Raw genomic sequence first — 18258 nt, 5'->3', positions numbered from 1 at the left:
CCCCCCTGAAAAAGCGGCCTTGGTACTTTGTGCCGGGGCCGTTTTAACTAACGAAAGGATTATTTTATGACCTCTCCTTTGAATGTAGTTCCGTCTGAACATGATGTGAAATCCGGGGTGCAAAACCCCGATGGTTTGGCGCAAGGCTTGCGCGATGTGCTGGCGGATACCTATCGCTTGATGTTCAAGACCCACGCCTATCACTGGAATGTGGAAGGTCCGCTGTTCTTTTCGCTGCACAAGCTGACCGAGGAGCAATACCAGAACCTGTTCGAAGCGGCCGATGTTCTGGCCGAGCGTATTCGCGCGTTGGGGCAAATGGCGCCGTCGAAAATGGCGGGAATTCTGGCGGATTCGGTGATTGCGGATCTGGATGACCAACCTTCTGCCGGGGATATGGTGGCGGATCTGGCGAAAGACCATGAGGCCGTCGCCCACCGGATGCACGCGTTGGTACGTTTGGCAGGAAAACACGGTGACGTTGTGACCGAAGACCTAGCAACGGCCCGTTCCGCGTTTCACGAACAAGCCGTGTGGATGCTAACAGCGATTTCCGCGAAATAAGCTTGCCACAAAAAAAGAAAAGCCGCCCCGCTGCGATAACAGCGGGGCGGCTTTTTCATGTCCGGTTGAACTTATTACCCTTTAAGCGAGGCTGTTGACGCAAAGAACATCGCTTGGCTTACGGCCGACTGGATTTGTTCTTCTTTATAGGGTTTGGCGATCAGGAACGCGGGTTCGGGGCGTTCGCCTGTCAGCAGGCGTTCGGGGAAAGCGGTGATGAAAATAACCGGTGTATCGCCCAAGTCTTTGAGCAGATCGTTAACCGCATCAATGCCAGATGAATTATCGGCCAGTTGGATGTCGGCCAGAATCAAATCAGGTTTTGTGCTGTTGCCGATTTGCACAGCAGAACTGCGGGTGCGGGCGATGCCTGTGACCGTGTGGCCCAAATCGGTGACAATCGCGCTGATGTCGGCGGCGATGATCGGCTCGTCCTCGATGATCATGATCCGGCCGGAAATGCTGTTTTCCATATCCTTGCGCGCGGTGCTGACCAAATGGCGCACGTCATCGCGGGAAATTTCCATGATCAGCGCGATTTCCTGAATTGAGAAATCTTCAACCGTGGACAAAAGCAATGCCTCGCGTGTGTTGGCCCCAAGGGCGGCGAGGTGTTTATAGGCGTGACCCAAGTCCCCGGCATCATCCTGCGTTATCGGCGCACCCGTGCTGGACCAGATCGCATGAAAGCATTTGAACAAGCCGCCTTTCACCGAAAGCGTGTCATCAAAGATCGACCGATCCTGCAAAATCGCCTCTAGGGTCGCGACTGCATATTTATCACCGCTGTTCTGTGCTCCGGTCAGCGCACGGGCATAGCGGCGTAAAAACGGCAGTTCGCGGGCTATCTGATCAGAAAAATCTTCGTTCGAGTGCGTGGTCGACATTTTTTTAGCCTTTTTTTGTTATTCTATGGAACCAAACGCATTGCTTGCGCGTTTGGTTCCGTAATGTGATAATATTTTTGAGTAACTGAAGCTATGGGCCATATGGACAAGAGCAACGAAAAAGAAAAAGAGCGGGTCGCCACCTTGATAGATCAAAATCTGAAAATGATATACTCGGATTTGGCCAAAGAGGAGCTTCCGGACAGATTCAAGGATCTTCTGGCAGTACTCAAGGCACAAGACGCTGGTAGCAAGGACACAAAATAATGTCCACAGATCCAAGATCCGAGCTGGTTGATCATCTTCCGGCACTGAGGGCGTTTGCCTTGAGTTTGACGCGCAATTCAGCGACAGCAGACGATATGGTGCAGGACGCTGTTGTCAAAGCCTGGACAAATATCGACAAATTTGAAGCGGGCACCAAGATGCGGGCGTGGTTGTTTACCATTCTGCGCAACACCTATTATTCAAGCCTGCGCAAAACCAATCGCGAAGTGGCGGATGTGGACGGGGTGTTCACCGAAACCCTGTCTGTCAAACCCGATCATGACGGGCGCATGCAGTTGGGTGATTTCAAAAAGGCCTTCGAAACCCTGCCCGATGAACAACGCGAGGCGTTGGTGCTGGTGGGTGCATCGGGTTTTACCTATGAAGAAACCGCCAATATGACAGGCGTTGCTGTTGGGACTGTGAAAAGCCGTGTTAACCGTGGCCGCGAACGTCTGTCCGAATTGTTGCAACTGGCCGAAGGAGACCCGATGGAGCTGACAGATTCTGCCACCATGGCGGTGATCACCAATGCTGGCCCCGTTCAGCGGTGAGCTTTGAACCCGAAAACAAGCCGAAATGGTATCAAAGCCTGCGGGTTCGTCTGATTTTGATGATGTCTTTGGCGTTGTTGCCAATCGGGTTAATTGCGCTGGTGCAGACCAACACTGTTACCACCAAAGGCCGCCAAAACGAAGAAATGGCTTTGCTGGCGCTTACTGAACAGGCGGCTCTGAAAGAGCGGTTGATCATCCAAAGCGCCTTTGGGGCCGCGCGGGGATTTGCGGCAATGTTGTCCGATAATGTGGATGACACTCTCCGCTGCTCGCGGGCTTTGTCAAAGCTGGTGCGCACCAATGACCGCTACAGTTTTGCCGATGTGATTTTACTCTCGGGCGAACACACCTGTGCGTCTGACGATCAATCAAAACGCGCCATCGCCTTTCCCGACATCACCGAAATCGCGGCCGCAGGCAAACCCGCTGTCATCACCAAGCGCAGCCTGCAAGTAAACGGTGGATCGGCGGTTTTTGTGCTGCAACCGTTTTACAGCCGGGACACGCTTTCGGGTTTTATTTCCATCACCATCCCCCACCAACCCCTTGGTATTGAAGACGATACCATCGCCAGCGGGCTGTTTTTCGATATTCTGGCTTTAAACCGGAATGGCGAGATCCTGTCCTCGCAAAATGATGCGGAAATTTCCCGTCAGGCCCTGCCCATGGGGTTCACGATAAAGTGGCTGTCACCTTACAGCTCTCGTGTGTTTGCAGGGCGCAGCGAAAACGGGGTGTCGCGTACTTACACCGCTGTACCGGTGGAAAACGGGCAGATTTTTGTGCTGGGTATCTGGGCCTCGGACGCTGGACTTTCGCAACGGTTTCTCCGGCTTTTGACCACCTCTATTTTCCCGATTCTGATGTGGCTGTTCAGTCTGGGCGTGGCACTATTTGCCATTCACCGCCTGATAACGCGGCAAATCCAGTCGATTGGCAAGCAGATGTTGCAATTCGGACAGGATCGCACGGCTGTGACGGAAAGCCTGTCGGCGGACATGCCCACGGAACTGCAAACTATTCAGGATTCCTTTCTGTCCATGGCGGATTCTATCCTGCGCGAAGAGGCCAAGATGGAAGACGCCATGCGTCATCAGTCTGTGCTGACGAAAGAGGTCCATCACAGGGTTAAAAATAACCTACAGTTGATTTCATCAATTCTGAATATGCAGATCCGTTCGGCCAAACACGCTGAAACCAAGTTGATGCTGCGCCGCATTCAGGACCGCGTTCTAAGTCTGGCAACCATCCATCGTGACCTGTATCAAACAGGCACTGCCGGTCAGGTCAATGTGGGTGAGCTAGTCCGCGAAGTTATTGAAAAAACAGTTCATATCGGGTCAGAGACCGAGCGTGAGATCAGCCTGAAGCTGGATGTGGATAACGTGATGCTTTACCCCGATCAGGCCGTCCCAATGTCGCTTTTGGTCGCCGAAGCTGCCACCAACGCGATGAAATACGTTGGAACACTTGGGGTTGAAAAGCCTTGGATTTCTCTCAGCTTCAAAACCGACGCTGAAAATAAAATGTGCCGCCTTGAAATGGTAAACTCCATTGGTCCAACACGGGATGTGGAAAGCACCGGCCTTGGCGCAAAACTGATTTCTGCTTTCGCGATTCAACTGGGCGCAAAGGTAGATATCGAGGAAACCGAAGACACCTACAAAATGACCGTAGCCTTCGAAGCCGCCGCCTTTGAACCCGAATCCACGGATTTCTAACAATTGTAGGGTGGTGGTGCTGCTGGAGAGAATCGAACTCTCGACCTCTCCCTTACCAAGGGAGTGCTCTACCTCTGAGCTACAGCAGCCTGCTGTGATTTGCGGGGTTTTAGCGGAATATCACACGAACGCAAGCGCAAACTAGACGGGTTTGTTTGTCTGTTGTACAGAGTGGGCATGGGCAAGACACAGACAGACGACGGGGAACCGCTTTCCCCCAAAGAACGCGCCGCCGCAGAGCGGGCAGAACGGTTGCGCAAACAATTGCGTGGCAACCTGCAACGGCGTAAGGAACAAAGCCGTGCGCGCAAGTCGGACGCGGAACCAGACAAAAAATAGCAGCGCAAAGGGCAGCGTATTATGGACAGCATTATTGTAACGGGCAACGGTCCGGTAAACGGGCAGATTCCCATTGCAGGGGCGAAAAATGCCTGTCTGGCCTTGATGCCAGCGACTTTGTTGTCGGACGAACCGCTGACACTGACCAATGCGCCGCGCCTGTCGGATATTAAGACGATGGCGGAATTGCTTGCTTCGCTGGGGACGGAAGTCGCTGGTTTGCAGGAAGGCACGGTTCAGGCGCTCGGCACCAAAGAGATCACAAATCACGTAGCGCATTATGACATCGTGCGCAAAATGCGGGCCTCGAACCTTGTGCTGGGGCCGATGCTGGCGCGGTTGGGCCATGCGGTTGTATCCCTGCCGGGGGGCTGTGCCATTGGCGCGCGGCCGATGGATATTCACATTCATGCGCTGGAATTGATGGGCGCGCAGATCGAATTGAAAGAGGGATATTTGCACGCCAAGACCAATGGCGGGCTTAAAGGCGCGGTGATTCCCCTGCGGTTTGCCTCGGTCGGGGCGACGGAAAATATTCTGATGGCGGCCACTTTGGCCAAAGGCACGACGGTGATTGAAAACGCCGCCAAAGAACCCGAGATCGTCGATCTGGCCCGCTGCCTGCGCAAAATGGGCGCGCAGATTGACGGAGAAGGCACCAGTCGAATCGAAATTCAGGGCGTGGATCGTCTGCACGGCGCAACGCACCCCGTTGTGACCGACCGGATCGAACTGGGCACCTATATGTTGGCCCCCGCCATTGCCGGCGGAGAGGTCGAATTGCTGGGTGGTCGGCGCGATTTGTTGGAAGCGTTTTGTGACAAGTTGGAAGAGGCGGATATTTCCGTCACTGAAACGGACAAGGGACTGCTGGTTAAGAATAATGGCGCGCGGGTTAAAGCGGTGAACGTCAAAACCGAAATTTTCCCCGGCTTCCCGACCGATTTGCAAGCGCAGATGATGGCGCTGTTATGCACGGCTGAGGGGACATCTGTGTTGGAAGAAACCATTTTCGAAAACCGCTTCATGCACGCGCCCGAGTTGATGCGCATGGGCGCGGATATCGAAGTCCACGGCGGTGTGGCCACGGTCAAAGGTGTGGACCGCCTGAAAGGGGCGCCTGTGATGGCGACGGATTTGCGCGCTTCGGTTTCGATGATTCTGGCAGGTTTGGCGGCGGAAGGGGAAACCGTTGTCAGCCGTGTGTATCATTTGGATCGCGGTTATGAAAAAGTGGTGCGCAAGTTCAGCGCCATTGGTGCGAAAATCGAACGGATCAAAGCCTGATGACGCAGGATGCCAAATTTGAAGACGGCGCGGAAAAGCCCCTGCGCCTAAAAGCCGAGGACAGTGCCGATCTGGTGGCTGTGTCGGCCATGTTGCAGGATGCGGTTCTGCCTGTGTCCGAAATGAAATGGCACCCCGATCAGCGGCGCTTTGGCCTGCTGGCGAACCGGTTCCGCTGGGAAGATGCCGATGCGGCCAGCACAGCCAAGCGCGAATATGAACGGGTTCAGGCGGTTCTGGTGGTAGATAGCGTGCTGAAGGTGCGCACATCCGGCTTGGATCTGGCTGATAAGGATCAGGTGATTTCCCTGCTGTCCATCAGTTTTGATGCGGGCGAAGACGGGGCTGGCACGCTGGTTCTGACCCTTGCAGGGGACGGGGCGATTGCGCTGGATGTGGAATGTGTTGATGTGACGCTCAAAGACGTGACGCGCCCCTATGTGGCCCCTTCGGGTAAAGCCCCGACGCATCCGTCTTGAGCCTTTGCGCCCATAAGGGTATGAGCGCGGCAGGAGAATTTGCCCATGCCACTGTTTTTAGACACTACATCCCCGACCTTTACCGCCGATTTTGACAATCTGCTGCATCTGAAACGTGACTCTGACGTGCAGGTGGATGCGGTCGTAGCCGATATTCTGGCTGATGTGCAGGCCCGCGGCGATGCGGCGGTGATTGAACTGACGGCAAAGTTCGACAAGCTGGATTTGACGCCAGAAACGCTGGCGTTTTCCAAAGCAGAAATTGACGCGGCGATTGAAACTGTTCCCGCAGCAGAACGTGCGGCGTTGGAACTGGCAGCCGCCCGCATCCGCGCCTATCACGAAAAACAACTGCCCCAAGATGCGTGGTGGCAGGATGACAGCGGCGCGCATCTTGGATGGCGGTGGAACGCGGTTGAGGCCGCTGGACTGTATGTTCCGGGCGGGTTGGCAAGCTATCCGTCCAGTGTCTTGATGAATGCAATTCCAGCGGCGGTTGCGGGGGTGGATAATCTGGTGATTTGTGCACCGACCCCGAACGGTGTGGTGAACCCGCTGGTGCTGCTGGCGGCGCGTCTGGCGGGGGTTGAAACGGTCTATCGCATTGGCGGGGCGCAGGCGGTGGGCGCGATGGCCTATGGCACGCAAACCATTGCAAAGGTGGATAAAATCACCGGGCCGGGGAATGCCTTTGTGGCAGCGGCCAAGCGGCGGGTTTTTGGCACTGTGGGCATTGATATGATCGCGGGGCCGTCCGAAATTCTGGTGATTGCCGATAAGGACAACAACCCCGACTGGATCGCGATGGATCTGCTGTCACAGGCGGAACATGACGAAAGCGCACAGTCGATCCTGATCACCGATGATGCGGATTTTGGCCGTGCGGTGACGCAATCGGTGGAAAAGGCACTGGAAACGCTGGAACGGCGTAAAATCGCGGCGAAAAGCTGGTTGGATTACGGCGCGGTGATTGTCACCTCTGATCTGGATCAAGCGGCGGCCCTGTCGGATCGGATTGCGCCGGAACATCTGGAACTTTGTGTGGCGGATGCACAGGATTACAGCCGCAAAATCCGCCATGCGGGTGCAATTTTCATCGGGGCATGGACGCCCGAGGCAATCGGTGATTATGTCGGGGGGCCGAACCATGTGTTGCCCACAGCACGCTCGGCACGGTTTTCCAGCGGTCTTTCGGTTCTCGATTTCATGAAGCGGACAACGCTGGCACAAATGACACCGGCTGCCTTGCGCGCCATCGGCCCTGCGGCGGAAACGCTGGCGCGTTCCGAAAGCCTGCAAGCCCACGGTCTGTCAGTGCGCGCACGGCTGGATCAATTGAACGAGGACGACAATGGCTGAACTGTCTAAACTGATCCACATTGAACTGGACGACAGCGGCCTGCCCGCCCCCACCGCCGAGGTAGAGCGCGAACGTAAAGTGGCCCTGTTCGATCTGATGGAAGAGAATGTTTTCGGTCTGATCCCACGGGCAGACAAACCTTTGCCGGATGGTCCTTATCAGTTGTTCCTGTCGATCAAAGACCGCCGTGTGGTCTGTGATGTCCGCACCGAGGACGGATCACCCGCATCGGAATTTCACCTGTCTGTGTCGCCGCTAAAGCAGGTGATCAAAGACTATTTCCAGATTTGCGAAAGCTATTTTGAGGCGGTGAAAAAACTCCCCCCCGCTCAGATAGAGGCGATTGATATGGGGCGGCGCGGCATTCACGACGAAGGCTCGCGTCAGTTGATGGATCGGCTGGAAGGTAAAATCCTGACGGACATGCCCACCGCAAGGCGCTTGTTTACCCTAATTTGTGTCCTGCACATGCGCGGCTGACCCGGATATGGCGCTTACGACACTCCCCACTTCGGTCCTGTTTTGTTGTGACCACAATTCAATCCGCTCGCCTATGGCCGAAGGATTGTTGAAGCAAAGCGTGGGGACGTCGATTTTTGTGCAATCCGCAGGCGTCAAAGGCGATATGGAAATCGACGGCTTTGCCATTACGGTCTGCCGCGAATTGGGGGTGGAACTTTCACGCCACCGCACGCGATCCTTTGATGACCTGATGGAATGGGGCGATGATCTGGACAGCTATGACCTGATCGTGGCCCTGTCCCCCGCCGCACAGCGCCGTGCTTTGGAATACACCCGTTACTATTCGCTAGAGGTTGAATATTGGCAGACCATGGACCCCAGCGGCTTTGGGGACAGTCGGGATGCCAAGTTGAACCGCTACCGCGCGGTGCGCGACCAGATTGCCCAACGGATCAAGAACCGCTTTCTGGCTGGCTGACTGGCTGTGTGCCACGGCGCAAAAACGGTGCGACCCGCATAGCCCCTGGTGTGTTGCTACGTTGGCGGGTGCGCAGAACGGGTGTGTTTTGGGACCGCCCCCGACTTTCGCGCAACACAATATAAATACCACTGGCAATAATCAGCGTGGCCCCGATCATGGTGGGCATATCCATCGTCTCGCCGAACAGCACATAGCCAAACACCGTGGCCCAGAGGATCTGTGAATATTGCATCGGTGCGACCACTGCGGCCTCGCTGGCTTTATAGGCGGCAATCAGGAACAAGCCCGCGCTAAAGGCGAAGATGGCGATCAGCCCGATCAGGCCCAGTTGTTCAATGGTCATGGGCTGATAGACAAAGGGCAGCGCCAGCCCCATCAGGATAAAATTCGCTGCCAGCGGGTAAAGCATCAGCACCACAGATCGCTCTTGCCGCCCGATACGGCGCACCACAACAGACCCGTAAGACGAGCACATGGCCGAGGTCAGCGCCGCCAGATGCCCCAGTTCCAGATCCGCCGATCCGGGGCGCAACACGATCAATACACCTGCCAGACCAAAGACCACAGCGGCCCAGCGGTGAAGGCCGACCTTTTCCCCAAGGATCGGAACGGACAGCACGGTGATGATCAGCGGCATGGCAAACAGCAGGGAATAGACCTGTGACAGGGGCAGAACTGTAAAAGCATAAAACGCACAGAGCGTGCCCACTGTGGTGCCGATGGTGCGGGAAATCACCCACCACGGGTTTACGGGGCGCAGGTTGCCCTCGGTCGGGTCGCGCATCAGCATGAAGGTGGCCAGCGGAAAGGACATCAAAGATGAGAAAAAGATCAGCTGGAACGGGGAAAACGTGCCGCCCAGAAACTTGATGATCACATCATGGGTGGCAAAAATTGCAAATGCCAGAAGGGCAAGGAGGATGCCGCGCAGTGCCATTTCAGAAATTCTATATGCTAGGATCAGTCCCTGACATCATTGACCAATAAAACGGCAGAGTAAAACCCCAAAGCAGCGGCGCGTTTGGGGGATCTGCGCGGGCGGGTTACACCGGCCCGCGCAAGGGTGTGTTTACAGGGTCTCTTGCAGTTCCGCGATGATCGCGTCGGTCATTTCGGATGTGCTGACCGCTTTGCCGCCGTCCGCCTGCATCAGATCGCCGGTGCGGATGCCTTTTGCCAGAACGGTTTCAACGGCTTTTTCCAGACGTGTGGCCTCTTCGCCTTGATCAAAGGAATAGCGCAGGGCCATGGCCAGTGACAGGATACAGGCACAAGGGTTGGCCTTGCTTTGGCCCATAATGTCAGGCGCAGAACCATGTACCGGTTCGTACATCGCCTTTGGACGGCCGTTTTCCATCGGCGCACCCAGCGATGCAGAGGGCAACATGCCCAGCGAGCCGGTCAACATCGCCGCACAATCGGACAGGATATCGCCGAACAGATTGTCGGTGACGATCACGTCGAATTGCTTGGGCGCGCGCACCAATTGCATCGCGCCGTTGTCGGCGTACATGTGGGAAAGTTCCACATCGGCGTAATCGGCTTTGTGCACGGCGGTGACAACTTCACGCCACAGGATGCCGCTTTCCATCACGTTGGCTTTTTCCATGGAACAGACTTTGTTGTTCCGCTTACGCGCCAGTTCGAATGCGGCGCGGGCCACGCGGTCGATTTCCGCCTCGGTATAGCGTTGGGTGTTGATGCCCACGCGCTGGCCGTCTTCTTCAAAGATGCCGCGCGGTTCGCCAAAGTAGGACCCCGACGTCAGTTCGCGCACGATCATAATGTCCAGACCAGACACGATTTCCCGCTTGAGCGAGGAAAAATCTGCCAGCGCGTCAAAGCATTGTGCAGGGCGCAGGTTGGCGAACAGGTCCATTTCCTTGCGCAGGCGCAGCAGGCCCCGTTCGGGTTTTACCGAAAAATCCAGATCGTCGTATTTCGGGCCGCCAACAGCGCCCAGCAGAACTGCATCTACTTCTTGGGCCTTGGCCATTGTCGCATCGGTCAACGGGGTGCCGTGGGCGTCATAGGCTGCGCCGCCGACCACGTCCTCGGACACGTCGAATTGCACATCGCGTTTATCACCAAGCCAGCCGATAACGCGCTGTACTTCGGTCATAACTTCTTGGCCGATACCGTCGCCGGGCAAGATCAACAAAGAGGGGGTGTTCATGGGGCCGCGTCCTTTTCGTAATAATTCACGCACTTCACTATTGCGCGGGTTCAAAAGGGTCAAGGTTGCGATTGATTTGGGGGTGTGAAACACACAGAATCTACAGGCGCTTTGGCAGGGTTTCGGATAGAAAATCAAACACCCGCCGCACCCGCGCCGAGGTGCGCAAGGCGCTGTGGGCTGTCAGCCAGACCGGCAGCGGCGGGATTTCCAGATCGGGCAAGACCCGCACCAGCCCATAGATTTCCGCCTGCCGCTGCTGGGACGCCCCCAGCCCGACACCCGCACGGACGGCTTCCAGATAGGTGACCTGATCATCGACCCGAAAGGCAAAATCCGTACGCTGCATCGTGATACCAAAAGCGGCCATGCCACGGATCATCAGGTCTGACTTGTCATAGCCCAGCAATGTGTGGCGGGAAAGATCGCCAAATCCCTGCGGCGTGCCTGCGCGATCCAGATAGCTTTGCGCCGCATAAAGACCCACGGGAATTGCACCCAGTTTGCGGGTGATCAGGTCCAGCTGGTTCGGTTCCACCATACGCAGCGCGATGTCCGCTTCGCGCAGCAGCAGGTTTTCAGTGCTGTTGGTGGCGACCAGTTCGATCTGCAATTCGGGTTCTTGGGCCAGCAGATCGGCGATCAGTTCCGGCAGAATATAAGTCGCGACAATTTCGGATGCCGTGATGCGCACGGTGCCGCGAATGTCTGCGGCCCGACCCGCTGTGATCATCGACATTTGCGCGGCGGCTTTCTGCATGGTTTGCGCATGGTCCATCAGCGCGGTGCCCGTTTGGGTCAGGGCATAGCCCCCCGTAATCCGCTGAAACAAGGTCGCGCCCAGTTGGGTTTGTAACTGGTCAATATGGCGTCCGATAGTGGGTTGGCTGCGCCCCGATGCCCGCGCAGCCGCAGAATAAGACCCTGTTTGCGCCACGGACAGGAAACTTTGGATCAGGGTCCAGTCGAAGTTTTGCATATCAATCCATTCATCTGTGAATAGTCGTAATACTAAATCGGCCAATTTTCATTCATATCCAGCATAGATACCTTTGGGCCAGACACAAGAAATCTTGAAAGGAAAGACAATGGAACAGAGTGTTTTAATCCTTGGCGCCACAGGACGGTTCGGGCGCAATATGGCGACGGCTTTTGATGCGGCTGGCTGGGAGGTGCGCAGGTTTGACCGTTCACGGGACGATCTGGAACAGGCCGCACAGGGGGTGGATATAATCGTTCACGGCTGGAACCCGACCTATGACAAGTGGGAAACAGATGTGCCTGCGCTGACCCAAAAAGTCATCAAGGCGGCGCGTGCAACGGGAGCAACGGTGCTTATACCGGGCAATGTTTATGTCTACGGTAAAGATGCCCCTGCGGTCTGGCGCAGCGACACACCCTTTGGCGCGACCAATCCCATGGGGCAAATCCGCATCACGATGGAACAGGCGTTTGAAAACAGCGGGGTGCGGGTCATTTTGTTGCGCGCTGGTGATTTTATAGACACTGAAGCAAGCGGAAACTGGTTTGACAAGATCATCGTCAAGAGTCTTGCCAAGGGGCGGTTTTCCTATCCGGGCAAGCGTCATATTCCCCACGCGTGGGCTTTTCTGCCGGATTATTGCCGTGCCTTTGTCGCGCTGGCCGAGACTCGTAAAACCCTGCCGCGCTACACCAGTCTGAACTATGAAGGGTATACCCTAAGCGGGCAGCAGATGGCCGATATTCTGGGGGTTCGGGCAGAGCAAATGAACTGGTTGCCGATTTTTCTGATCGCACCTTTCTGGAAAATGGGCCGCTGCTTTTTGCAAATGCGCTATCTTTGGAACAAGCCCCATCAGATGGATGGCAGCGCCTTTCGCGCGGTTTTGCCCGATTTCAGGGAAACGCCCGTGCATATTGCCTTGCAACGGGCGGTGTCATTCCAGATCGACCCAGACCAGTCGATGATCGGAACTGGCGCGACCGTCTGATCCGATCCAGTCAAAGCCGGGTTCTTCGGGGGTGGGCCAGAACACACCCCCACCGATCACAGTCAGCGTTTTTGCGGGCAACACATAGTCTACCCGCAGATTTCCCGGTGCAGGATCGTCGCGCCAGTCGGCAGTGTCGGTTGCCGCAGGGCCGGTGTGATCCAGATTAGCACCCTGTTGCGCCGCGCTGGCCGCCACAGCCCCGCCAGAGGCCTGTTTAGGGTCTGTTAGGTATCCGCTGCTTAACAGCGTGTTAATGGCTGCGTGGCTGCCTTCACCATCCACTGGATCGGCGTTCAGATCGCCCAGCAACACAAATTCTGCGGATTCAGGCAGCAGCGCGTCGCGGATGTAGCTGTCCCAGAACAGGATTTCGGCCCGATTGCGTTTGCCGTTCATATCTTCTGGCCCGTCAAACACCGGCGGTGTCGGGTGCGAGGTCAGCAGATGCAGCTCGCGCCCGTCGGGCAAGCTGACAGGCACGTCCCAATGGGCCTTGGACGACAGGCGCATCACATGCAGCGCGTCATAACTGGGAAAGGCGCTGCCATCGGCGGCTTTGGGCATTTCTGCGTTGGGGATTTGTTTCCACAACAATTCGGAAAAATCGCGGGCCTGATCCGTTTTGATTGGAAAGCGCGACACCAGCGCCATGGCATATTGGCCGCGAAAATAGCCAAACCCATAGGCATCCGCAGGCCCGCCCAACCGCCCGTCGCCGTTCAGATCCTGCCCGCTTTGTACGCCTGTGTTTTGCGGAGGTGCGTAGAAATAGGGATAACGCAGCCCGTCGCGCCCGTCTGTGTCTGTGGCCAAAACATCCAGAAAGGCACGCAAGGCACGGTTTTCAAAATCGTGATCCAGCTCGTTTATCAGCAGGATATCGGGGCGCAGGGTCTGGATTATGGCGGCAACGGCGGCGATCTGTTTGTCTTTGCCGTTCAGAATATCCCGCAACAGCAACCCCGGCCCCTTGCGGGTCAACGCGGCGTTGAAACTGGCCACGCGAAAGACGGGATCAGCCGTCGCGGCGAAACTGGCCAGGCAAAGAATTGCGGCCAGCAGAATACGCATCAGGAGTCTTCGGGTTCAGCCACGTCAAGACTGCGGGCCGACATCAGATTTGCCACTTTATACAGCGCCACCGCCCGTAGCACAGACGCAGCAGGAACAAAGCACCAGATCACGATCATCCACAGCAACAACAGGCTGTTGCCACTGTTGATGGGTTCCAACGGGCCGACAAAGGCATAGGCCGCTTGGGGGATAAGGTAGGGTAGGGTGAAGCCGATCACCAGCGAGACCAAACCCGACTGGCGCAGGGTTTGCTGGGTCTGTTCATCAACGGCCACATCAAAGTTCGGCATGTTAACCCAGAGATTGAAATTCTCTGCGTGTAGCGGCCATGAAAAGGCCCAGATGACACAACTGGACACCAATAGCGCGATGGCCGTCAGGCTGAGCGCGAGGGCTGCGGCATTGGTGATCAGGGTTTGGCTGACGCTGCCCATATTCTGGGTCAGGCCTTCGAAAAAGGTCAGGGGACTGCCACTGAAATCCCAAAATGCCGCGCTTTTTAGGGCGAAATCCGACACTGCAAGGCTGGTGCCTGTGGAACTGACGGGTTCGCTAAAGGCAAAGGCGATGCCGGTCAGCAGCAAGGCCAGGATGGCAAAGCGGAACCTGTTATAAGGCGCCGCAAAGCGGAATTCGATTAAACTGGGTGTGGTGAATCCATATTCGAAGATCACGAAAGCTGCGGCAATTGCCGCCGCCAGAATCGCCAGATCTGCGGAATTCGGGGATAGTTCGGGTAGCACAATCACAGGCAATACAATCATTGCTGCAACTAAAGCGGCCCTCACAGATGCGCCTGCAAGCCTCGTTATCACTGCTCTCATCCTCTCGTCCAGTTCGTGCCGGACTTTTTGTATTAAGGTCGAAGCCTTATTTATGCCTTAATGAAGCCCAATTCAAAAAATTGATCAAGCGCAAGAGCATTAAATTGTTGGGAAACAGCGGTTTTCAGGCCGTACCTGGTGTAGAATTGCACCACCACAATATGGCCACATTTTACCGTGGCCATATCTATATCTTGTAGTCGGACCGATTAGACCCAAGGGGCTTTGGCGGCGTAATCTGACTCGAAACTGTCGATGGACGCGGCCTTTTGCAGGGTCAGGCCAATGTCATCCAAGCCATTGATAAGGCAATGTTTCTTGAACTCATCAACTTCAAACGAATACTCGGTTCCATCAGTCGCAGACACGGTCTGATTCTCTAGGTCGATGGTGATCCGTGCATTTGACCCACGTTCCGCATCTTCCATCAAAACATCGACGGCTTCTTTGGGAAGGACCACGGGAAGGATGCCATTTTTAAAGCAGTTATTATAAAAAATGTCTGCAAATGACGTAGAGATTACAACCTTAACCCCGAAATCGCCTAGCGCCCAAGGGGCGTGTTCGCGTGAAGACCCGCAGCCGAAATTGTCACCTGCCACGATGATTTGCGCTTCGCGGTAGGCGGGTTTGTTCAGCACAAAATCCGTCACCTCGGAGCCATCGCGGTTAAAGCGCATTTCGTCAAACAGGTTGGCCCCAAGGCCGGTGCGTTTGATGGTTTTCAGGAACTGCTTGGGGATGATCATATCGGTGTCGATATTGACCAATGGCATAGGGGCAGCGACGCCCGATACGTTTTGAAATTTTTCCATTGTGATCTCTCCTTACGCGAAGTCGCGGATGTCTGTCAGTTTCCCTGTCACGGCAGCAGCGGCGGCCATGGCGGGGGACAACAGGTGGGTGCGGCCCTTGAAGCCCTGACGACCTTCAAAGTTGCGGTTGGACGTGGATGCACAGCGTTCGCCCTCGGCCAATTGGTCGGGGTTCATCGCCAGACACATGGAACACCCTGCCATACGCCATTCAAAACCTGCGTCGATGAAGATTTGCGCAAGGCCTTCTTCTTCGGCTTGGGCGCGCACCAGACCGGAGCCGGGCACAACCATAGCCCGCATGCCGTCTTTGACCTTTTTGCCCTTCAGAACCGCAGCCGCGGCGCGCAGGTCTTCGATGCGCCCGTTGGTGCAGGACCCGATGAACACAGTGTCGATTTCAACATCCGACAGTTTGCTGCCCGGTGTCAGGCCCATATAGGCCAGCGCACGGCGCACGGCGTCTACTTTGCCGCCGGTGAAATCCTCGGGGTTCGGGATGGTGGCTGTGATCGGCAGAACGTCTTCGGGGGAGGTGCCCCAAGTGACGCTTGGCGCGATGTCTTCGCCTTTGATGGTGATGACCTTGTCGAAATGCGCATCCTCGTCGGTGTACAATTCTTTCCATGCGGTCAAAGCCATTTCCCAATTTGTGCCTTTCGGGGCGTGGGGGCGGCCTTTGCAATATTCAAAGGTCTTTTCATCCGGTGCGATCAGGCCAGCGCGGGCGCCGCCCTCAATGGCCATGTTACAGACGGTCATGCGACCCTCCATAGACAGTTCGCGGATCGCTTGGCCGCAATATTCGATCACATAGCCGGTGCCGCCCGCCGTACCGGTCACACCAATCACAGACATGGTGATGTCTTTGGCGGTCACACCCGGTTTCAACGATCCGGTGATTTCCACCTTCATGTTTTTCGATTTCTTCTGGATCAGCGTTTGCGTGGCCAGAACATGTTCAACTTCGGATGTGCCGATGCCGTGGGCCAGTGACCCGAAAGCACCGTGTGTGGCGGTGTGGCTGTCACCGCAGACAACGGTCATGCCGGGCAGGGTCCAGCCCTGTTCGGGGCCAACGATATGTACGATGCCTTGGCGCACGTCGGACACAGGATAGTAATGCAGGCCGAATTCTTTGGCGTTTGTGTCTAAAGCCTCGACCTGAATGCGGCTGTCTTCGGTCATGGTGGCCGCATTGGCGCGGTCCAGCGTGGTGGGGACGTTGTGATCCGGCACGGCAATGGTTTTTTCCGGTGCGCGTACTTTGCGTCCGGTCATCCGCAAGCCTTCAAAGGCTTGGGGTGAGGTCACTTCATGGACCAGATGACGGTCGATATACAGCAAGCATGTGCCGTCTTCGGCTTCATGGGCGACGTGGGCATCCCAGATTTTATCATAGAGTGTTTTTGGTGCGGACATTTGAACCTCCCGCTATGTAGATTGGCTATTGGAGTTGGCAAGCGTATGGAATTACGCAGATAGCCCCTGAATACGCAAAACGACCTGCCCGTGGAAACGCCACGGCAGGCGGGAGCGGTCATCCATTGTGAATCTGTGTTTCATAATCCGTTGAAATAGACCGATCCGCCCGTCCGAGCAAGGGCGGAGTGCTGTCTCTGGCGAACTGTGCGCAAGGGGCCCAGCGAGGTTCGGGAGAGGATCGGGGTGTGGTTAGGCTTTAATCACCCATTTCTCCGATGCTCCATTCCATCGGAAAGTCGCTTGGCATCATCTGCGGCCCGTCGCAGTTTTTCTTATGCTGGTAGGACACCAGTTCAAAGCGCTGTTCCGCGACGATCCAATTGTGGATCTCATAGGCGCCGCAGTTCAGGTTGACGTCGCCAAATCGTGTGGCAATCAGCTGGTTCTGATCCGCCTGCCATTGGGGATTAAGGATCGTCACGCGATCGGGTTTATTCTGGGCTGGGGGCAATTCAAAGCGTTGTAAGGCGTAGTCCGACCCTTTGGCGGGATCATGGGTCACCACGTAATAGGCCACATTGACCTGTCCGATAACACAGGGAACCAGATAAGTGATCCGCGCGGTCTGATCCCTGTGCACCACAGCGCCCATTTCGTTCAGTGGCGCGGTCAGATCACCGCAATCGGCGTCCTCGGCGGCATAGCGCACCACTTCGGGGGGCAGTTCGTCCTGGCTATAGATCAAGTCCAGATAAGACCCGTTCGGCCCCTCCTCCATGTGGCCATCACCGCTGTCTTGGATGATTTCCCCCCCTTCGTCAGCGCCCATATCCTCGCCGCCGGTTTCCGCGCCAAGGCTGGGGTATATGTCTGACGGGCTGTCGGCGGGCGCAGCGCCACGGGCGACAATGGCATCCACGCGCCCTAACCTTTGTTGCGCCACATCCATAATGGTCAGCGTATCAATCGCCCCGTCGAGCGAGACTTTGAAGGTTTGCGCCCCCCGCGTGCCTTGAAAACCGATGGTGATGTCCAGCGTGCTGCCTGCCATAAGGGCGGCCAGCAAAGGGCTGTCTACGGGTTCGCTTAGCGTGATGGTATTGTACAAAGCCGTATCGGTTTTGCGCAAAATCGGTTCCGAGCCATCCAGAAAATCAAAGATCACCGCATCGCCGCTGGTGATCAGGGTTTCAGGGGTCAGCAAAATCAGAACCGGGCTGTTTGGTTCTTCGCTGCGTTGCAGGCGAACCGTAAGGGGTTCGTAATCAGCGGTGAAGCCGTTGATGTCTGACACACAAAAGCCAAGCCTGTCACATTCCACCCACCACTGCCGCATGGTTTGCCCTACCTCTTGTGCGGTGACAGTAGGGGCCAGCAGGGTGAACAGAATAAGAAAGCGAAGAAGGGGAAACATGGTGACTCCTTTATGCGGACCCGTTTCGGCAATTTGAGTGCAATGGTTTTTGTCGGCGGCAGTATCGGTAAAGAAAAGTTTATCAATTTCTTTTATAAAAATCCGAAAAACGGTTATCCTGCAAGGAATTGTAAACTGTAAGGGAATATC

20 protein-coding genes and 1 tRNA gene are annotated in these 18258 nt (G+C 55.9%); 11 read left to right on the top strand and 10 right to left on the bottom strand.

Annotated elements, in window-relative coordinates:
- Positions 1–66: 66 nt before the first annotated feature.
- Positions 67–564 carry a DNA starvation/stationary phase protection protein gene (locus GGE09_RS00925; RefSeq protein WP_309742922.1) on the top strand — a complete coding sequence of 166 codons (498 nt, stop codon included), beginning with the start codon at positions 67–69 and terminating at the stop codon, positions 562–564.
- 74 nt (positions 565–638) lie between these two features.
- On the opposite strand, the gene GGE09_RS00920 is transcribed toward GGE09_RS00925, so the two are convergent.
- The gene (locus GGE09_RS00920; protein WP_309742920.1) at positions 639–1451 is read right to left on the bottom strand and encodes a response regulator; all 813 of its coding nucleotides are present in this window, start codon (positions 1449–1451) and stop codon (positions 639–641) included.
- A 93-nt stretch (positions 1452–1544) separates the two neighbouring features.
- Here GGE09_RS00920 and GGE09_RS00915 point away from each other — a divergent pair, with 93 nt between their 5' ends.
- The 3 genes from GGE09_RS00915 to GGE09_RS00905 are packed head-to-tail and all read left to right on the top strand — an operon-like array spanning position 1545 to position 3996.
- Positions 1545–1718 carry a NepR family anti-sigma factor gene (locus GGE09_RS00915; RefSeq protein WP_309742918.1) on the top strand — a complete coding sequence of 58 codons (174 nt, stop codon included), beginning with the start codon at positions 1545–1547 and terminating at the stop codon, positions 1716–1718.
- The gene (locus GGE09_RS00910; RefSeq protein ID WP_309742916.1) at positions 1718–2272 is read left to right on the top strand and encodes an RNA polymerase sigma factor; all 555 of its coding nucleotides are present in this window, start codon (positions 1718–1720) and stop codon (positions 2270–2272) included. Before GGE09_RS00915 ends, GGE09_RS00910 begins: the two co-directional genes overlap by 1 nt.
- The gene (locus GGE09_RS00905; RefSeq protein ID WP_309742915.1) at positions 2269–3996 is read left to right on the top strand and encodes a sensor histidine kinase; all 1728 of its coding nucleotides are present in this window, start codon (positions 2269–2271) and stop codon (positions 3994–3996) included. Before GGE09_RS00910 ends, GGE09_RS00905 begins: the two co-directional genes overlap by 4 nt.
- A gap of 14 nt (positions 3997–4010) precedes the next feature.
- Here GGE09_RS00905 and GGE09_RS00900 read toward each other — a convergent pair.
- A tRNA-Thr gene (locus tag GGE09_RS00900) sits at positions 4011–4085 on the bottom strand.
- Positions 4086–4173: 88 nt separating this feature from the next.
- Between GGE09_RS00900 and GGE09_RS00895 the strand changes: the two genes are divergently transcribed.
- From GGE09_RS00895 to GGE09_RS00870, 6 genes are read left to right on the top strand one after another with little or no spacing between them, the layout of a single operon-like run.
- Positions 4174–4335, top strand: coding sequence for a hypothetical protein (locus GGE09_RS00895; protein WP_309742913.1), 162 nt, complete (start codon positions 4174–4176; stop codon positions 4333–4335).
- A 21-nt stretch (positions 4336–4356) separates the two neighbouring features.
- On the top strand, positions 4357–5622 hold the full coding sequence (gene murA, locus GGE09_RS00890; RefSeq protein ID WP_309742911.1) for a UDP-N-acetylglucosamine 1-carboxyvinyltransferase: 1266 nt from the start codon (positions 4357–4359) through the stop codon (positions 5620–5622).
- A complete protein-coding gene (locus GGE09_RS00885) occupies positions 5622–6101 on the top strand; it encodes a DUF2948 family protein (RefSeq protein WP_309742909.1) in 480 nt (159 codons plus the stop codon). The genes murA and GGE09_RS00885 overlap by 1 nt, the downstream gene beginning before the upstream one ends.
- 45 nt (positions 6102–6146) lie before the next feature.
- On the top strand, positions 6147–7460 hold the full coding sequence (hisD, locus tag GGE09_RS00880; RefSeq protein WP_309742907.1) for a histidinol dehydrogenase: 1314 nt from the start codon (positions 6147–6149) through the stop codon (positions 7458–7460).
- Positions 7453–7941: a UPF0262 family protein gene (locus GGE09_RS00875; protein WP_405048517.1), complete on the top strand. Its 489-nt coding sequence runs from the start codon at positions 7453–7455 to the stop codon at positions 7939–7941. Before hisD ends, GGE09_RS00875 begins: the two co-directional genes overlap by 8 nt.
- A gap of 7 nt (positions 7942–7948) precedes the next feature.
- Positions 7949–8401 carry a low molecular weight phosphatase family protein gene (locus GGE09_RS00870; RefSeq protein WP_309742905.1) on the top strand — a complete coding sequence of 151 codons (453 nt, stop codon included), beginning with the start codon at positions 7949–7951 and terminating at the stop codon, positions 8399–8401.
- On the opposite strand, the gene GGE09_RS00865 is transcribed toward GGE09_RS00870, so the two are convergent.
- The 3 genes from GGE09_RS00865 to GGE09_RS00855 all read right to left on the bottom strand — a co-directional run bounded on the left by GGE09_RS00865 (position 8376) and on the right by GGE09_RS00855 (position 11559).
- A complete protein-coding gene (locus tag GGE09_RS00865; protein WP_309742903.1) occupies positions 8376–9341 on the bottom strand; it encodes a DMT family transporter in 966 nt (321 codons plus the stop codon). The genes GGE09_RS00870 and GGE09_RS00865 overlap by 26 nt on opposite strands.
- A 132-nt stretch (positions 9342–9473) precedes the next feature.
- Positions 9474–10580 carry a 3-isopropylmalate dehydrogenase gene (gene leuB / locus GGE09_RS00860; RefSeq protein ID WP_309742901.1) on the bottom strand — a complete coding sequence of 369 codons (1107 nt, stop codon included), beginning with the start codon at positions 10578–10580 and terminating at the stop codon, positions 9474–9476.
- Between the two features lie 100 nt (positions 10581–10680).
- A complete protein-coding gene (locus tag GGE09_RS00855; RefSeq protein ID WP_309742899.1) occupies positions 10681–11559 on the bottom strand; it encodes a LysR family transcriptional regulator in 879 nt (292 codons plus the stop codon).
- Between the two features lie 109 nt (positions 11560–11668).
- Here GGE09_RS00855 and GGE09_RS00850 point away from each other — a divergent pair, with 109 nt between their 5' ends.
- Complete coding sequence (locus tag GGE09_RS00850; protein ID WP_309742898.1) at positions 11669–12553, top strand: NAD-dependent epimerase/dehydratase family protein; 885 nt, start codon at positions 11669–11671, stop codon at positions 12551–12553.
- Here GGE09_RS00850 and GGE09_RS00845 read toward each other — a convergent pair.
- From GGE09_RS00845 to GGE09_RS00825, 5 genes are all read right to left on the bottom strand, one after another.
- Entirely contained in the window at positions 12500–13627 is a 1128-nt protein-coding gene (locus tag GGE09_RS00845) for an endonuclease/exonuclease/phosphatase family protein (protein ID WP_309742896.1), read from the bottom strand. The genes GGE09_RS00850 and GGE09_RS00845 overlap by 54 nt on opposite strands.
- Positions 13627–14418, bottom strand: coding sequence for a hypothetical protein (locus GGE09_RS00840; protein WP_309742894.1), 792 nt, complete (start codon positions 14416–14418; stop codon positions 13627–13629). Before GGE09_RS00840 ends, GGE09_RS00845 begins: the two co-directional genes overlap by 1 nt.
- A 245-nt stretch (positions 14419–14663) precedes the next feature.
- Entirely contained in the window at positions 14664–15269 is a 606-nt protein-coding gene (gene leuD, locus GGE09_RS00835; protein WP_309742892.1) for a 3-isopropylmalate dehydratase small subunit, read from the bottom strand.
- Positions 15270–15281: 12 nt separating this feature from the next.
- Positions 15282–16691 (bottom strand): 3-isopropylmalate dehydratase large subunit, encoded by a 1410-nt coding sequence (gene leuC, locus GGE09_RS00830; protein WP_309742890.1) that lies wholly within the window; start codon positions 16689–16691, stop codon positions 15282–15284.
- Positions 16692–16950: 259 nt separating this feature from the next.
- On the bottom strand, positions 16951–18108 hold the full coding sequence (locus GGE09_RS00825) for a DUF1176 domain-containing protein (RefSeq protein WP_309742888.1): 1158 nt from the start codon (positions 18106–18108) through the stop codon (positions 16951–16953).
- Between the last annotated feature and the right edge of the window lie 150 nt (positions 18109–18258).

Origin of the sequence: Roseobacter sp. N2S, from assembly GCF_031454055.1 — a bacterium.
GTDB lineage: Bacteria > Pseudomonadota > Alphaproteobacteria > Rhodobacterales > Rhodobacteraceae > Amylibacter.
The sequence above is the reverse complement of the archived record's forward strand: the minus strand, read 5'-3'. Positions and strand labels throughout refer to the sequence as shown.

Bases quoted from the DNA above. Each gene is read 5' to 3' on its own strand.
- GGE09_RS00895 (WP_309742913.1), top strand. From the start codon at position 4,174: ATGGGCAAGACACAGACAGACGACGGGGAACCGCTTTCCCCCAAAGAA.
- GGE09_RS00920 (WP_309742920.1), bottom strand. From the start codon at position 1,451: ATGTCGACCACGCACTCGAACGAAGATTTTTCTGATCAGATAGCCCGC.
- murA (WP_309742911.1), top strand. From the start codon at position 4,357: ATGGACAGCATTATTGTAACGGGCAACGGTCCGGTAAACGGGCAGATT.
- GGE09_RS00855 (WP_309742899.1), bottom strand. From the start codon at position 11,559: ATGCAAAACTTCGACTGGACCCTGATCCAAAGTTTCCTGTCCGTGGCG.
- GGE09_RS00885 (WP_309742909.1), top strand. From the start codon at position 5,622: ATGACGCAGGATGCCAAATTTGAAGACGGCGCGGAAAAGCCCCTGCGC.
- GGE09_RS00925 (WP_309742922.1), top strand. From the start codon at position 67: ATGACCTCTCCTTTGAATGTAGTTCCGTCTGAACATGATGTGAAATCC.
- GGE09_RS00825 (WP_309742888.1), bottom strand. From the start codon at position 18,108: ATGTTTCCCCTTCTTCGCTTTCTTATTCTGTTCACCCTGCTGGCCCCT.
- GGE09_RS00850 (WP_309742898.1), top strand. From the start codon at position 11,669: ATGGAACAGAGTGTTTTAATCCTTGGCGCCACAGGACGGTTCGGGCGC.
- GGE09_RS00865 (WP_309742903.1), bottom strand. From the start codon at position 9,341: ATGGCACTGCGCGGCATCCTCCTTGCCCTTCTGGCATTTGCAATTTTT.
- GGE09_RS00875 (WP_405048517.1), top strand. From the start codon at position 7,453: ATGGCTGAACTGTCTAAACTGATCCACATTGAACTGGACGACAGCGGC.
- leuC (WP_309742890.1), bottom strand. From the start codon at position 16,691: ATGTCCGCACCAAAAACACTCTATGATAAAATCTGGGATGCCCACGTC.
- GGE09_RS00870 (WP_309742905.1), top strand. From the start codon at position 7,949: ATGGCGCTTACGACACTCCCCACTTCGGTCCTGTTTTGTTGTGACCAC.
- leuD (WP_309742892.1), bottom strand. From the start codon at position 15,269: ATGGAAAAATTTCAAAACGTATCGGGCGTCGCTGCCCCTATGCCATTG.
- leuB (WP_309742901.1), bottom strand. From the start codon at position 10,580: ATGAACACCCCCTCTTTGTTGATCTTGCCCGGCGACGGTATCGGCCAA.
- GGE09_RS00910 (WP_309742916.1), top strand. From the start codon at position 1,718: ATGTCCACAGATCCAAGATCCGAGCTGGTTGATCATCTTCCGGCACTG.
- GGE09_RS00915 (WP_309742918.1), top strand. From the start codon at position 1,545: ATGGGCCATATGGACAAGAGCAACGAAAAAGAAAAAGAGCGGGTCGCC.
- hisD (WP_309742907.1), top strand. From the start codon at position 6,147: ATGCCACTGTTTTTAGACACTACATCCCCGACCTTTACCGCCGATTTT.
- GGE09_RS00845 (WP_309742896.1), bottom strand. From the start codon at position 13,627: ATGCGTATTCTGCTGGCCGCAATTCTTTGCCTGGCCAGTTTCGCCGCG.